15 protein-coding genes are annotated in these 13926 nt (G+C 61.0%); 2 read left to right on the top strand and 13 right to left on the bottom strand.

The annotated features are described in order from the left end of the window. From VEZ38_RS11820 to VEZ38_RS11765, 12 genes are all read right to left on the bottom strand, one after another. On the bottom strand, nucleotides 1-301 hold a 301-nt coding region (locus VEZ38_RS11820; protein WP_324893576.1), incomplete at its 3' end, for an NAD-dependent epimerase/dehydratase family protein. 53 nt (nucleotides 302-354) lie between these two features. Beyond that, on the bottom strand, nucleotides 355-1338 hold the full coding sequence (locus VEZ38_RS11815) for an aldo/keto reductase (RefSeq protein ID WP_324893574.1): 984 nt from the start codon (nucleotides 1336-1338) through the stop codon (nucleotides 355-357). Nucleotides 1339-1445: 107 nt separating this feature from the next. Continuing rightward, nucleotides 1446-2267, bottom strand: coding sequence for a carbohydrate ABC transporter permease (locus VEZ38_RS11810; RefSeq protein WP_324893573.1), 822 nt, complete (start codon nucleotides 2265-2267; stop codon nucleotides 1446-1448). Nucleotides 2268-2282: 15 nt separating this feature from the next. Next, nucleotides 2283-3236, bottom strand: coding sequence for a sugar ABC transporter permease (locus tag VEZ38_RS11805; protein WP_324893571.1), 954 nt, complete (start codon nucleotides 3234-3236; stop codon nucleotides 2283-2285). Nucleotides 3237-3337: 101 nt separating this feature from the next. Next, nucleotides 3338-4648, bottom strand: coding sequence for an extracellular solute-binding protein (locus tag VEZ38_RS11800; RefSeq protein WP_324893569.1), 1311 nt, complete (start codon nucleotides 4646-4648; stop codon nucleotides 3338-3340). Between the two features lie 135 nt (nucleotides 4649-4783). Continuing rightward, on the bottom strand, nucleotides 4784-6013 hold the full coding sequence (locus VEZ38_RS11795) for a response regulator transcription factor (protein WP_324893567.1): 1230 nt from the start codon (nucleotides 6011-6013) through the stop codon (nucleotides 4784-4786). After that, nucleotides 6010-7359 (bottom strand): ABC transporter substrate-binding protein, encoded by a 1350-nt coding sequence (locus VEZ38_RS11790; RefSeq protein ID WP_324893565.1) that lies wholly within the window; start codon nucleotides 7357-7359, stop codon nucleotides 6010-6012. Before VEZ38_RS11790 ends, VEZ38_RS11795 begins: the two co-directional genes overlap by 4 nt. Next, nucleotides 7331-9259 (bottom strand): sensor histidine kinase, encoded by a 1929-nt coding sequence (locus VEZ38_RS11785; RefSeq protein ID WP_324893564.1) that lies wholly within the window; start codon nucleotides 9257-9259, stop codon nucleotides 7331-7333. The genes VEZ38_RS11790 and VEZ38_RS11785 overlap by 29 nt, the downstream gene beginning before the upstream one ends. A gap of 150 nt (nucleotides 9260-9409) precedes the next feature. Continuing rightward, nucleotides 9410-10219, bottom strand: a complete 810-nt coding sequence (locus VEZ38_RS11780; protein WP_324893562.1) for a pyruvate, water dikinase regulatory protein — start codon at nucleotides 10217-10219, stop codon at nucleotides 9410-9412. Nucleotides 10220-10245: 26 nt separating this feature from the next. Further along, nucleotides 10246-10524 carry a YciI family protein gene (locus VEZ38_RS11775; protein WP_324893560.1) on the bottom strand — a complete coding sequence of 93 codons (279 nt, stop codon included), beginning with the start codon at nucleotides 10522-10524 and terminating at the stop codon, nucleotides 10246-10248. A gap of 121 nt (nucleotides 10525-10645) precedes the next feature. After that, the gene (locus VEZ38_RS11770; protein ID WP_324893558.1) at nucleotides 10646-11746 is read right to left on the bottom strand and encodes a hypothetical protein; all 1101 of its coding nucleotides are present in this window, start codon (nucleotides 11744-11746) and stop codon (nucleotides 10646-10648) included. Nucleotides 11747-11785: 39 nt separating this feature from the next. Beyond that, nucleotides 11786-12559, bottom strand: coding sequence for a pseudouridine synthase (locus tag VEZ38_RS11765; RefSeq protein ID WP_324893556.1), 774 nt, complete (start codon nucleotides 12557-12559; stop codon nucleotides 11786-11788). Nucleotides 12560-12667: 108 nt separating this feature from the next. Here VEZ38_RS11765 and VEZ38_RS11760 point away from each other — a divergent pair, with 108 nt between their 5' ends. Then, complete coding sequence (locus tag VEZ38_RS11760; protein ID WP_324893555.1) at nucleotides 12668-13219, top strand: thioredoxin family protein; 552 nt, start codon at nucleotides 12668-12670, stop codon at nucleotides 13217-13219. Then, complete coding sequence (locus tag VEZ38_RS11755) at nucleotides 13216-13728, top strand: PCYCGC motif-containing (lipo)protein (RefSeq protein ID WP_324893554.1); 513 nt, start codon at nucleotides 13216-13218, stop codon at nucleotides 13726-13728. The genes VEZ38_RS11760 and VEZ38_RS11755 overlap by 4 nt, the downstream gene beginning before the upstream one ends. 96 nt (nucleotides 13729-13824) lie before the next feature. On the opposite strand, the gene VEZ38_RS11750 is transcribed toward VEZ38_RS11755, so the two are convergent. Beyond that, entirely contained in the window at nucleotides 13825-13920 is a 96-nt protein-coding gene (locus tag VEZ38_RS11750) for an IS3 family transposase (protein ID WP_324892563.1), read from the bottom strand. Nucleotides 13921-13926: the final 6 nt, after the last annotated feature.

Here is a 13926-nt window from a genome sequence, read left to right as displayed (position 1 = left end):
CGATTCCCGCCGCCGCCTCGAGCACGTTGTACGTCGTCATGACGTTGTTGCGGAACGTCCGCTCGTTCGAATGCGTATACGCTTGCGGGATCGCAGCGAGATGCACGACGGCGTCCGCTCCCTGCAGCGCCCCGTACACCTCGCCTAAGTTTTCCAAATCGACGACGACGGTGCGGACGCCCGGCTCCGTCGAACGGCGAACGTCCGCGTTCAGCACCTCGTACCCGTGCTCCAAAAACTCCTTCACGACCCACGCGCCCAGCAGTCCGCTGCCGCCGGTGACGACGACCTTCTTCGCCATCTTGTCCCCATCCTTTCCGTTACGTCTACGTCCTTGCCCGACGTTCCCTCGAATTAATACGGCCCGCGAATCGCCGGACGCACCCGCTCTTCGTAAAACGCGCGCAGCCGCGCCCGCTCCTCCGCGGAGAAGCCCGGCGCCGCGAGCGCCGACAAGTTTTGCTCTACTTGACGGACGTTCTTAAAGCCCGGAATGACGCACGTAATATCTTCGTTCTCGAGAATCCACCGGATCGCCGCCGCCGCCATCGAGCCGCGGCCGTCGCCGATCCACGCGAGCTCGCGCGCGAGCGCCACGCCCGTCTCGAACGGCAGCCCCGCGAACGTCTCCCCGACGTTGAACGCGTCCCCGTCGCGGTTGAAGCTTCGATGATCGTCCGGCGCGAACGTCGAGCTCTCCGTAAACTTGCCCGTGAGCAGCCCGCTCGCGAGCGGCAGCCGCACCAGAATGCCGACGCCGCGCGCCCGCGCCGCCGGAAACAGCGCTTCCTCGGGCTTCTGCCGGAATAGATTGTAAATTACCTGCAGCGCCTTCACGCCGGGGTACTCCAAGCAAAGCAAGCCTTCCTTCACGCTCTCGACGCTGACGCCGTATTCCCGCACCTTGCCCTCGGCCTTCAGCCGATCCAGCGCCTCGAACACGCTCCCGTCCAGAAGCGCTTCGATCGGCGGGCAATGCACCTGATACAGGTCGATCCGCTCGCGCCCGAGCCGCGCTAGGCTTCCCTCGCAGAACGCCCGCACCGCGTCCGCCGAATACGTCGCCGCGTCATAAATATCCGCCGCCCGGCAAAACTTCGTCGCGATCATCACGGCGTCTGCCTTGCCCTTCGTCGCCTGCGCGAGCAGCCGCTCGCTATGTCCGTCGCCGTACACGTCCGCCGTATCGAAAAAATTGACGCCGGCGTCCATCGCCGCCTCCAGCGCGCGCAGCGACTCCGCGTCGCTCACGCTGCCCCAGGAGCCGCCGATCGCCCACGTCCCGAAGCTCATTTCGCTGACGCGCATGTCCGTATTTCCTAACTGCCGGTATTGCATCGCGCAAGTCACGCTCCCTTTTCCAACATCATACCTTATGCTTCTCCGAAAACGAAAACGCGCCGCCGGGACGCCCCGGCGGCACGCGCGCAAACCCGTCGACCGCGTCAGCCCTTGACCGCGCCAGCCGTCAAGCCCGCGATAAACTGCTTGCTGAAGATCACCGCGGCGACGAGCAGCGGAATCGTGGCCAGGAACGTGCCCGCCATAATCATCGCGTTGTCGCGGTAGTACACGCGATTCAAGTTGCGCAGGGCGATCTGAATCGTCTGGATCTCGGCGTCCTTGAGGACGACCGACGGCCAGAGGAAGTCGTTCCACGCGCCCATGAACGTCAGGATGCCGAGCGACGCGAGGGCGGGGCGAATCGTCGGGAGCACGACGCGGGAATACGTCTGGAAGTTCGTGCACCCGTCGATGCGGGCCGATTCGATCAATTCGTTATGCACCGTCGAATCGATATACTGCTTCAGCCAGAAGATGCCGAACGCCCCGACGAGCCCGGGCACGATGACCGCCTTCAGGTCGTTGATCCAGCCGAAATTCGACATAATGATGTACGTCGGCACGAGCCCGAGCTGGCCCGGGATCATGAGCGTCCCGACGATGAAGGCGAACAGGAAGGGGCTGCCCGTGAATTTCAGCTTCGAAAACGCGAACGCCGCGAGCGAGCCGAAAAACAGCGTCGACGCCGTCACGAGCGACGCCACCATGGTCGTGTTCCACAGCGCCAAGAAAAACGGAATTTCGTGAAACACCTTCAGGATGTTTTCGAGATACAAGTTCCCCGGCACGAGCGCAGGCGGGAACCGGTTCGTGTCCGCCGTCGTGCGCGAGCCGATGACGAACATCCAGTAGAAGGGAAAGATCGATAATAAGAAAAACACTGCGATCGACACATGCAACGCTGCGCGTCCGAACATGCTCATGTCCGTCTTCCCTCCTTAGTTCGCCGATTGGATTTTGCGCGTCAGATACATGTTGAAGAACGAGAACGCGATGATGATCAGGAACATGAGCCAAGCGATCGCGGAGGCGTAGCCGAACGAATTTTTCGTGAACGCGGTATCGTACAGATACAGCACCATCGTCAGCACCTGCCCTTGCGAGCCGCCTTGGTTGCCCTGATAGAGGAGCGGTTCGACGAACAGCTGCATGCCGCCGATCGTCGACATGACGACCGTGAACAAAATCATCGGACGGATCATCGGAATCGTCACGTAGAAGAATTGCTGCACCTTCGACGCGCCGTCGATCGTCGCGGCTTCGTACAGGTCGTTCGGGATCGATTGCAGCGCCGCCAAATAAATAATTGCGTTATATCCAGTCCAACGCCACATGACCATGATCGACAGCACGAGCTGCGCGCCGTAGTACGAAGCGCCCCAGTCCGTATTTTCCAGGCCGAACAACGTGTTGAGCACGTAATTCAGCAGCCCGTAATTGTAGCCGAAGATGCTCGTGAAGATGATCGCGACCGCGACCAGCGACGTGACGTTCGGAACGAATAAGCCGACTCGGAAAAATTGCTTGAATCGCAGCACGTTCGAATTCAGAATGCTCGCGATGACGAGCGCGAAAAACAATTGCGGAACCGTCGAGATCACCCAGATGGAAAACGTATTCCCGACCGACTTCCAAAACCGCGGATCGTCGGTGATCAGCCAAACATAGTTTTGAAGCCCGATGAAATCCCGATCCCCGAGAATGTTCCAAGAGAAGAACGAAATATATCCGGACCATAAGACCGGAAACACCGTAAATACGCCGAAAAGCAGGAAGAACGGAGAAATATACAAATACCCGGACACATGATCTTTATAGCTTTGCGTTCTCCAGCGCTTCCGCCGCGGCGCGCCGGGCGCAGCGATGGCGGCAGGTTCCGAATTGAAGGCCATCGTCATTTCCTCCTTGTCGTGTGAGCGCGGAAGGGAACGAAGCCGACCCACCCCGCAGGTCGGTCGGCTCGTTCGGAAACCGGTGCGCCTCTATGCGTCGATTACTGTCTCAAGTCGCGCTCGATTTGCTCCATGGCCGTTTTCCAAGCCGCAGCCGGATCCGTGCCGTTCTTCTCGACTTCGCCGATCGCGTTCGTGAGCGGCGTGTCGACGATAATATACTTCGGGCCATAGTATACCGGCGTAACCTTCTTCGCCGCTTCGGAGAAAATTTTGCCGACCGGCGCGCCGCTGAAGAATTCGTCGGTGAAGTCGATAATCGCCGGGTCGTCGTAGATGCTAGGCGTCGACGGGAAGTTGCCGTTGCTCTTGAACAGCTCGAGCTGGCCCTCCGGCGACAGCACCGTCTTGATCATGTCGTACGCGACTTGCGCGTGCTTGCTTTCCTTCGGGATCGTCAGGAACGAACCGCCCCAGTTGCCGGAGCCTTCCGGCATCGCCGCCGCGTCCCACTTGCCCGCGGAATCCGGCGCGTTGCCCTTCATGAAGCCCATCATCCACGCCGGCGCCATCTGTACCGCGAAGTCGCCGTTGTTCATGCCCGCGCCCCACTCCGGCGACCACTGCGCGATCTTCGCCGTCAATCCCTCTTGCGCCATGCTCGTCGCGAGATCGTATGCGCGCTTGACGGCTGGGTTCTTATCGACGATCAAGTTGCCCGCGTCGTCGAAGTAGTGCTCCGTCGCCTGGCCGACGACGACGTCGAATACGGAGTTGGCCGCGTCGACCATCGGCTTGCCCGTCTTTTCCTTGATCGTGCGGCCGACGTCGACGAACGCTTCCCACGAGGAGAACAGCTTCGATACTTCGTCGCGGTTCGTCGGCAGGCCAGCTTGCGCGAACAAGTCCGTGCGGTACATCGCGACCATCGGCCCGACGTCCGTCGGGATGCCGAAGATAAAGCTGCCGTCTTGGCTCGACGCTTGGACGCGCTTCCACTCGAGGTAGTCGCCCATAATGTCGTTCGCGCCGAAGTCCGCGAGGTTGTAGAACTTGCTCTCGTCAGCCTTGAACTGATCGATGTAGCCGATCTCGACGAGGGCGATGTCCGGCGCCCCGCTGCCTGCCGCGAGCGCGGTGACGAGGCTGTTATGGTGATCGCCGTATTCCTGCTGCTGAATGTTCAGCTTAATGTTGTGCTCCGCCGCGTACTTCTCCATATACGGCTCCATGCCGGTACCGGTAAACAACCAGACGTTCAACTCGACCGCCTCGCCGCTCGCGCCGCCGCCGCCCGAAGACGCCGTATCGCCCGAGGCGCCGCTGCCGCCGCTGCCGCCGGAGCCCGTGGAGCAAGCCGCCATCGTGACGACCATCATGAAAGAGAAAAGAAGAATAGCCCAACGTTTCATTTCCCGAATCCCCCTGTGTGATAAGGTTGGCGCCGTTCCCGCCTTCGCTGTAAGCGGTTGCTTTGCCTTGATCTCATCGTAAAGGATTCGGTCTTGGAAACCCATGGGGCTATTCTTCTTTTTCTTGATGTTATTTCAGATGTTCGTTTTCGTCCGGTATTCGTACGGGCTCATGCCTTCGAGCGTCTTGAACATGCGGCTGAAGTGCGCCTGGTCGGCATAGCCGACCTGCTCGCAGATCGCGTAAATTTTCAGATTCGTCTCGCGGAGCAGCTGCTTCGCCTTCGTCATGCGCGCCTTCGTCAAATGATGCGTGAACGTCGAGCCCGTCTCGGCTTTAAATAAGCTGCTGAGATAGTTCGGGCTTACGTAAAGCGCCTCGGCGATCGACGTGAGCGTCAGCTCCTCGGCGTAACGCTCCCCGATGAGCTCCAGCGCGGCCCGCACGATGCGGTGCATCTGCCCGTCGGCCGCTGCCCCGGCGCCGTCCGCCGACGCGCATGCGGCCTCCGGCTCGACCGCGTGCGCGTCGCCGAGCTCTTCGCCGAGCCCTTCGACGCTGCGGCGGTACAACGCCTTCAAGTCGCGCAGCTCCGCGGAGACGCCGCCGAACGCGCCGGCCGTCTCGAGCTTCGCGGACTGCTTCGCCGCGCGCTCGACGTCGGCCGCGAGCGACCGCAGCTTGGCGTCGTCGACCGCTTCGCCGCCGCCCGGCGGGACGAACAGCACCGCGGTCACCGCCCGGTCGGCCGCGACGACGACGGGCGCGCCGACCGGAGCGAGCACGTCTTCCGCGACGTTCTTGATCGCGAAGCGGGCCGTCCGGCCTAGCTCGCCCGCCTCGGAGACGCGGAACGTATACAGCGCGAACCGGTCGAACGGCGGGAATAGCGATTCGTCGTAGTACGGCAGCGGCAGCTCGTAAAACAAATCTTGCACCCGCTTCTCCAGCAGGCTGCGCGTTCGCAGCCGTCCGACGAGCTCCGCGGACCGCCGCTGCTTCAGCTCCTGCTCCGCCGTCGCGATGACGCTTTGGATATGGTCGATCGACACCGGCTTGAGCAAATATTCCGTGACCTGATACCGAATCGCCTCTTGCGCATACTGGAAGTCGGCGTGGCCGGTCAGCATGACGACGAACAGCTCCGGCCACTTCGCGCGAATGCGCTTCGCCAGCTCCAGCCCGTTCACCGCCGGCATCCGGATATCGGTTATGACGAGATCGAACGGCTCCGCCTCGAGCGCTTCCAGCGCTTCCTCGCCGTCCTCCGCCTCCGCGATGCGGTGCGCAGGCGCCAGGTGGGCGATCATGCGCGCCATCGACGTACGGACGAGCGGTTCGTCGTCCACGAGCAAAATATTCATTCGGCGCCTCCTCCTCCGCTTCGGACCGCATCCGAAGCCAACTGCTTATCGATCAACGACATCGCTTCGTTCCACGCTTCGTCCGGCGACAGCTCCCGCTCCTCCACCTTATCGAGCGCCGCTTCCATGATTTGCGTCACGACGTGCTGCTTCGAGCCCTCGTACGTCGGCCGCACCTCCTTGGCGATATCGGAGAAGATGCGGCCGACGGGCGCATCCTGAAAGAAGGGATCCAGCTTGTTGCGAATGGCGGGATCCTCGTAAATGACCGGCGTCGAGGGGAAATTGCTATATGTCTTATATAGCGCTAACTGCTGCTGCGGATCGGTGAGCCACCGGATCAATTCGTACGCTTCCCGCTTCTTCGAGCTCATCGCCGGCACGGTCAAATACGAGCCTCCCCAATTGCCGCTCCCCTCCGGCAAATACGTAATGTCCCATTGCCCTTTCGCACCCGGCGCATTCAACTTAATATCGTTGAGCATCCAGGACGGCGACAGAATCGTCGCGAACTCGCCGCTCGAGATGCCGCGCGCCCACTCCGGCGACCATGTCGTCTCGTAGGCCGACAATCCGAGCTCCGAGGCGCGCACCGCCGTATTCCACGCTTCCTTGACGGCGGGGTTCGTCTCGATAATCAGCTCGCCCGTCTCGGGGTCGAAATATTGCAGGTCGGCTTGGAACAGGACGATGCGGTACAGCGTCCGAATTTGGTCGATCATCGGCTTTCCGGTCGCCCCCTTGATGCGAAGGCCGACGTTCATGAAATCCTCCCACGTCGACAGCTCGGCCGCGAGCGCCTCCCGCTCGGTCGGAAGCCCCGCCGCCTCGTACAGCGCCGGGTTGTAGACGACGGCGACCGGGCCGATGTCCGTGGGCAGGCCGTAGACGAACGAGCCGTCCGGGCTCGTCGCCTGCTTCCACTTCCATGCCAAGTATTGATCGCCGAGCGCGTGCGCGCCCATCTCGCCGAGGTTTTGGAAATAGTCCGGGAACTGCTTGAAGCGCTCCATGAAGCTGACCTCGATCAAGCAGACGTCCGGCGCGCCGTACCCGCTGGCGAAGGCGGTTTGCAGGTTGTTATGCACGTCCTCGTAGGACGAATGGATCAAATTAATATGCACGTTCGGGTGCGCTTCTTCGTACCGCTCCACAAGCCACTCGAGCCCCGAGGAGCCGTACAGCCACATCGTCAGCTCGACCGTCTCCTCCGGCTGCCGGTTTTCCGGCAGCTCGGAGACGTTGATGCGCGGCTGCAGCGAACCGCCGCAGCCGGCCAGCAGGCACATCGCGAGCAGCGGCGCCAACCAGCGCAGCCTACGCCTTGTTTTCGCCTGGCGAGTCATGCCGCATTCCCCCTTCCTCGCCCGCGCCTTTCCGGGTCCCGTCGTTCGCGCTCTTAACGTTCTCGTCCGCGCCGACCGCGCCTGTCGCGTTGCTCGCTCCCGCCGCGCCGTTCGCGCCGTTCGCGCCGTTCGGCCGCTCGCTGAGCGCGGGTACGACGATATCGACGCGCAGGCCGCCCAGCTCGCCCGTCCCGAGCTGCAAGCCGTAATCGGAGCCGTACGTGAGGCTGATCCGATGCCGCAGATTCGACAATCCGATGCCGCTGTGCATCAGCTCGCTCACCTCCGGCTTCGGCTTTTGCGACAGCGTCTCGTCGATCGTCTCCTGCGGCATGCCGACGCCGTTATCCTCGACCGTGAAATGCAGCCGCGCCCCTTCCCGCGTTCCCCGGATGCGGATGATCCACGGTCGGCCTTTCACCTGCTCCAGCCCGTGCGTAATGGCGTTCTCGACGAGCGGCTGCAGCAGCAACTTCATGACGCGCTCCTTCATGATGTCGGGCTCGATGTCGATCTCGGTCTGCAGCTTATCGCCGTACCTCGCCCTCGAGATCGCGATAAACCGCCGCAGCTGCGCCACGTCCTCCTCGAGCGCGACGAGATCGGAGCCCGGTTGAATGCTGTACCGGAGCAGATCGCTCAGCTGAAGCACCATCTCGGCCGTCTTGAACTGCCCTTCGTTAATTAACGTCCAATAAATCGTATTCAAGGAGTTATACAAGAAATGCGGCCGGAATTGCGCCTTCAGCGCCACGATTTGCGCTTGCTTCTCGCTGATTTGCTTCTCCGACAAATCCTTGACCGTCTGGTCGAGGCGCCCGATCATTTGGTTATAGCTGTCGTAAAGCATCGCCGTCTCGCGGTTGCCCGTCACTCGTCCGAACGGCCGCACGAACCCCTTCTCGAGCCGCGTCAGCCGCTTCGCGAGCACGGCGATCGGCCGCGCCAGCGTCCAGGCGAAGATCGACGTAAACAAGAACGCCGCGAGCAGCCCCGTCGCCCCGATGACCGTAATGCTGCGCTGAATGCCCTTCAGCTCGGCGACCGCCTCGTCCGCGCCGATGAACGCGGCTACCCGCCATCCGCTGTACTCCGAATGGGCATGGGAGACGTAGACGTTTTCCCCGTCTTGCTCCCACTCGAACATGCTGCGCGGATGCTCCCGAAGCTGCGCGAGCAGCGACTCGTCCATGGGGCTGCCGATTTCCTCCGCATCCGACGAATAGACGATCTTCCCGAACCCGTCGACGATGACGATTTTTCCGGACGTGCCGAGGTTAATTTCGCCCACGAGCCGCTCGAGCGAATCGACCGGCAGCACGATGAACAGGCTGCCGAGCTTCTCGAGCCGCTCCCAATCGTTCACCTGCCGCGCGCCGATGAAGGCGGGAAATTCGCCGTAGCGCCACGCGGAGGAGGCGACCCACACCATCCGCCCCTTGCTCCTCTCTACCGTCTCGTACCAATCGTACGCGACCTTCATGCGCGCCTCGGTCGGATGCAGCATGGAGATAATCGTGTTCGACGTGTAATACTCGCCCCGCAGGTCCGTGACGTGCAGCACCGAGTCGACCGCGATATACCGGATTTGCTGGCTCATGAACTGCTCCAGCTCCAGCTTCGTGATCGTGCCGGGCAGCCCGTCGTTGGCGCGAAGCAAATATTGCTGCAGCGTCGGACTGAAAGAGATCAGCTGCGTCGCTTTATCGTATTCCTGCAGGTTGACGTCGACCTTCCCGCTTAGCTGATTGACGGATTCGTTGAGGTAGATGGCCGTCTTGCCGAGCACGACCTCCGCCGAAATTCGATACGAATAATATCCCGTGATCGATAAGATGATCAGCAGAATCGCCGAAAATCCGACGATCAGCTGGACGACGATCGGCACCCTTCCGCTCATGGCGGTATCGCCCCCTTGAATGATTCCGCTTTCAACAAGCTTCGAGACCCTATCATAGCAGGACAACCCGCTTTCGAAAAGGGGTCCCTCGCCGGAAAGCGAAAGGCGCCCCGTGCGCAGCGGACGGCTGCGGCACGGAACGCCTTTCCTTCAAGTCGCGATATAATCCAAAATCAGTCCGGCGGTTTCTTCGATCGCCCGGTTCGATACGTCGATGATGCGGCAGCCGTACCGGGTCATGACGTCGTGCGCATACCGCAGTTCCGCCTCGACGCGCGCGGGATCGGCGTATTTCGCGCCGAACGGCAGCCCGACCACCTTCAGCCGCTCTTGCCGGATGCGGGCGATCGCCGCCGCGTCCATCGTCAGGCCGATCAATCGTCCCGGCGGCACGCGCCTCAGCTCCTCCGGCAGCCGCGCCTCCGGCACGAGCGGGAGGTTGGCGACCTTATAGCCCTTATGCGCTAGATAGATGCTCAGCGGCGTCTTCGACGTGCGCGAGACGCCTAGGATGACGATATCGGCCGTATGCATCGACTGCGGCTCCCGTCCGTCGTCGCATCGCACGGCGAACTCGATCGCCTCCACTCGCCGGAAATACTCGTCGTCGAGCACGTGCAGCAGCCCCGGCACCCGCTTCGGCGCATCGTTGAAGGCGTCGACGTACGCCTGAATCATCGGCCCCATAATATCGACCGTGCGCACGCCGAGCCGGAGCGATTCGGCCTTCATCGTCTCTCGCAGCTCCGGCTGCACGAGCGTGTAGGCGACGAAGCCGCGCACGCCCGCCGCCTCGGCGAGGAGCGCCACGATCTCTTCGTCCGTGCGCACGTTGCCGATGCGCTTGATTCTAGCATGCTCCTTCCGGAATTGCCGGAACGTCGCGCGCACGACGGCCTCCGCCGTCTCTCCGACGGAATCCGAACAGACGTACACGCAGCCCTCGAACGTTTCGTTCAACCGGACACCCCCGTCTCCCCGATGGTTTACGCTTGGAGATTCGCCTTCGCGATCGCCCACTCGTGGATCTCGCAGCCTCGCGCCTTCTGCACGACGTACGGATCCTCCTCCGCCCATGCTTTGACTTGCTCTTCGTTCTCGGCTTCGTACACCAGCATGCCGCCCCAGCCGTCGACGAACCGGCCGTACGCTTTCAGGACGCCTTCTTCGTATTTCTTCTCCAAATAAGCCAGATGGTCCGGCCGGTATTTGGCGCTCAGCTCGGCGTCGAGCATGGGCAAGAGGACGACGTATTGTTTTTTCACGTGACGGATCTCCCTTTCTTTATGTAAACTATTCGGCTCTAGTTGGACTATACCTGAAACTCGGCCGAAAAAAAAGAAGAACGAGCGGAATTTCCGCGCGCCCTTCGTTTTGCAAGCCCGGTTAATGCACCGGATCGGTTTCGTACATCAGCTCGTCGATCTTTACGTTCTCGTGCATGACGGATAGATTCAGCGATTTATATTCCTTTTCCTTATCCAATTCCCGCATCAGCAGCATCGCGACCGTCTCGCGCTCTTCCTCGTCGAACGGATCCCGGAAGTCGATGAAGCCGGATAGCTGCCGGTTCGCGATATCGATCGTAGCGGTGCCGATCGGCAAGCCCCCGTGCTGCTGGTTGTAGATTTCGTACGTGAGCATGTCGCCGTCGTCGCGCGCGAGCGTCACCGTGAAGTCGCCCTCGTCGAGCTCGTCGTCGTCTTCCACGAACGAAGCCTCGTCCGCCAAATCTTCGTGCGTCAGCTCGATCCGCTCCAATTCGTTGCCGTCGTGTAGGACGCTGATGTCGAACGAATCGATTTCTTCGTCGTCGAAGTCGGACACGATCAGGTCGGTCACCGCTTCGATCTCGTCCTCTCCGGGAAGAAACTTGAAATGCACTTCCCCGTAGCAATCGGTGCCTCGCGTGCGGAACACCGCCTCGGCGAGCCACTCCATCTCTTGATCGTACACGTGATACTCGATCGAGTTGCGAGTCTCGCTGACGACGACCAACTCGTAATAAGCCGCCTTCCTCCCGTCCGGGGTCCGCATCTCGATGCGATCGAGGTTGTCCGCGTCCTCGTCGCCCATCGGCTCGTATTCGTCCGGCGCGAAGCTCTCGCCTTGCGCGTCGTCGGCCTCGAGCTCCTCGTCGTCCGCGTAGACCCCATAGGCTTGAGCGTCGTCCATCTCCTTGAGGCGGCCCGCTTCGTCCCGGCTCGTCGCGATAATATGGTCGTACGGGCTGTTCGTGACGATGACGTCGCAATCGACGGCCCGCACGGCGTGAATCAAGTCTTGGATATAGTCTTGCACGAACGATACGACTTCCTGCTTGTCCGCATCCGACATGGCCGCGCGGTCCAATTGGACGGCCCCGCCGATGCGATCCCGCTCACGGTAGACGAGGGTCATATTGCCGGCATACCGTCCGTTCAGTAATATGTCGTGAATTTCTCCTCCCGACGTCTTTAGATCGGGGCGAAGCATGATCGTGGTCATGGCGCATCCCTCCGGGTTTGGGTTTCTTAGCTGGAGCCATCATTTGTTAGGTTGTCCGAATTCCTCCGGCCCCATTCGAAGCCCGTCAAGTTCTTCCTTCGTCAGCTCCCGGACCGCCCCGAGCGGCAAGCGCTCGTCCAGCGACAGGCTGCCCATCGACAATCGCTTCAGGTAGGTGACCCGCTTCCCGACCGCCTCGAACATCCGCTTCACTTGGTGGAACTTCCCCTCCGTAATGGTGAGCTCGATCCGCGATCGAGGCGCGGCGGAATTCGAGCCGTCGGCGTCGAGAATGCGCAGGCGCGCCGGCAGCGTGACGTAGCCGTCGTCCAGCGCCACCCCGCGGGCGAACGCCTCGCCGTCCTCTTCCGTTACGAGTCCCGCGATATCCGCGTAATACGTCTTCGGCACATGCTTCTTCGGCGACAATAATCGATGGGCGAGCTGTCCGTCGTTCGTCAGCAGCAGCAGCCCCTCCGTGTCCTTGTCGAGCCGGCCTACCGGGAACGGCTCGAAGGCCGCTTGCGCCGGAGTCAGCAAGTCCACGACCGTCCGATCTCGACGGTCCTCCGTCGCCGACACGACGCCCGCCGGCTTGTTCATCATCAAATAGATGAACTCCCGATACTCGACCGTCGCGCCGTCGAACGTCACCTGATCCCGGTTCGTATCGATTTGCATGCCGCTGTCCTTCGCCTTGGCGCCGTTGACGAGCACGCGCCCTTCTTTTACGTATTTCTTAATTTCCGTGCGGGAGCCGTAACCGAGGTGGCCCAGCATTTTATCCAGCCGTTGCTTCGCATTCGCGCCCATGGGTGGGGTCCGTCCTTTCCGAATCGTTCACCGAACGGTCGATAGTGGTCTGTCCTAGGTTGTAGTATAATGAATGTTATCAGGTACAAACAAACGAGGTGACCATTTTTGGCAAAGAAATCTACGTATTCCCGGGGACGAGGGCAAAAGAACGTCTCCCGCAAGCTGATTTTGTATTTCGGGGTTTTTGCGGTGTTGATCGCCGCGCTTGTTTTCGTCAATAGCCAGGCGAATAAGGCGAGCAGCGACAACGTGTACGGCATTCCGACGTCGCAGCTTTCGCCGCAGACGGTCGCGCTGCTCGACAACCCGAACTACCAGAACATCATTTTGCCGGACGAGCTCGATCGGAAGCTGGCCGACAAGGAATCTTTCTTTATTTATTACTTCTCGTCGACCTGTCCGTATTGCATGGAGACGACGCCGAAGCTGAACCCGATCATCGAGGACGCCGGGGTGGACGTGAAACAGTTTAATCTGGACGTCTATAACGACGGCTATAACGATTACAACATCGTCTATACGCCTACGCTCGTCTACTATGAGAACGGCGTCGAGAAGGAGCGCATCGAAGGCGGCCTCGTCGAAGGCAGCACGGTCAACACGGACCAGACGTTCATCGACTTCTTCGCCAAGCATAAGGGAGCCCCGGCGACATGATTCGACGGTCTCGTTCCCGCCCGCTCCGGCGCGGCTTGGCGCTCGCGGCGCTCGGCCTGCTGCTGTTCGTCGTCCTGTCGGGCTGCGCCTCGACGGCGGGCGACGAACATGCCGGCCACTCCGACGCGGGACACGCCGGGCACGGCCTGCCGGACAACATCGAGGTGACGGCGTCTCCGGACATTCTCCCTTCGTTCCTTGACGATTACACCGAGACGACGAGAAATTTCTACTCCCAGGTGTACGCGCACAAGGATTTGTTGAAGGAGTTAAACTGCTATTGCGGCTGCATGGAATATAACGACCCGCACGATTCCTTATTCCGCTGCTTCATCGCCGGCGTCGACGAAGACGGCGTGCATTGGACCGATCACGGCGGCTCCTGCGGCATCTGCCTGATGGAGCTTCGCGATGCGGTCCGCATGGCCGGCGAAGGCAAGACGGTCGACGAAATCCGCGCTCATATCGATTCGACGTACGGCGGCGCCGCCGCCGCGACGTCGACGTAACGAAAACGGCGAAAACCTCCCTCCCGACGCATGGATCGAAGAACGAATCCAGCGTCGCTGGTCAAGACCCATTTTTGTGGACAGTTAAATAACACCCTATGCAGCGAACTGGCACCTGTACTTCACAGGTGTCAGTTTTTTCAACTTTCTTTGAGGTCGTTCGTGGTTATAAAAGTGAATGTATGCCTCAATTCGCCT

Source organism: Paenibacillus sp. (assembly GCF_035645235.1).
Classification (GTDB): domain Bacteria; phylum Bacillota; class Bacilli; order Paenibacillales; family YIM-B00363; genus Paenibacillus_AE.
Note: the sequence above shows the minus strand (reverse complement) of the source record. Positions and strands in the feature narration are given on the sequence as shown.

Excerpts from the sequence above, each read along its gene's own strand:
- VEZ38_RS11810 (WP_324893573.1), bottom strand. The coding sequence starts at position 2,267 with ATGAGCATGTTCGGACGCGCAGCGTTGCATGTGTCGATCGCAGTGTTT.
- VEZ38_RS11815 (WP_324893574.1), bottom strand. The coding sequence starts at position 1,338 with ATGCAATACCGGCAGTTAGGAAATACGGACATGCGCGTCAGCGAAATG.
- VEZ38_RS11805 (WP_324893571.1), bottom strand. The coding sequence starts at position 3,236 with ATGGCCTTCAATTCGGAACCTGCCGCCATCGCTGCGCCCGGCGCGCCG.
- VEZ38_RS11795 (WP_324893567.1), bottom strand. The coding sequence starts at position 6,013 with ATGAATATTTTGCTCGTGGACGACGAACCGCTCGTCCGTACGTCGATG.
- VEZ38_RS11785 (WP_324893564.1), bottom strand. The coding sequence starts at position 9,259 with ATGAGCGGAAGGGTGCCGATCGTCGTCCAGCTGATCGTCGGATTTTCG.
- VEZ38_RS11800 (WP_324893569.1), bottom strand. The coding sequence starts at position 4,648 with ATGAAACGTTGGGCTATTCTTCTTTTCTCTTTCATGATGGTCGTCACG.
- VEZ38_RS11765 (WP_324893556.1), bottom strand. The coding sequence starts at position 12,559 with ATGGGCGCGAATGCGAAGCAACGGCTGGATAAAATGCTGGGCCACCTC.
- VEZ38_RS11770 (WP_324893558.1), bottom strand. The coding sequence starts at position 11,746 with ATGACCACGATCATGCTTCGCCCCGATCTAAAGACGTCGGGAGGAGAA.
- VEZ38_RS11790 (WP_324893565.1), bottom strand. The coding sequence starts at position 7,359 with ATGACTCGCCAGGCGAAAACAAGGCGTAGGCTGCGCTGGTTGGCGCCG.
- VEZ38_RS11755 (WP_324893554.1), top strand. The coding sequence starts at position 13,216 with ATGATTCGACGGTCTCGTTCCCGCCCGCTCCGGCGCGGCTTGGCGCTC.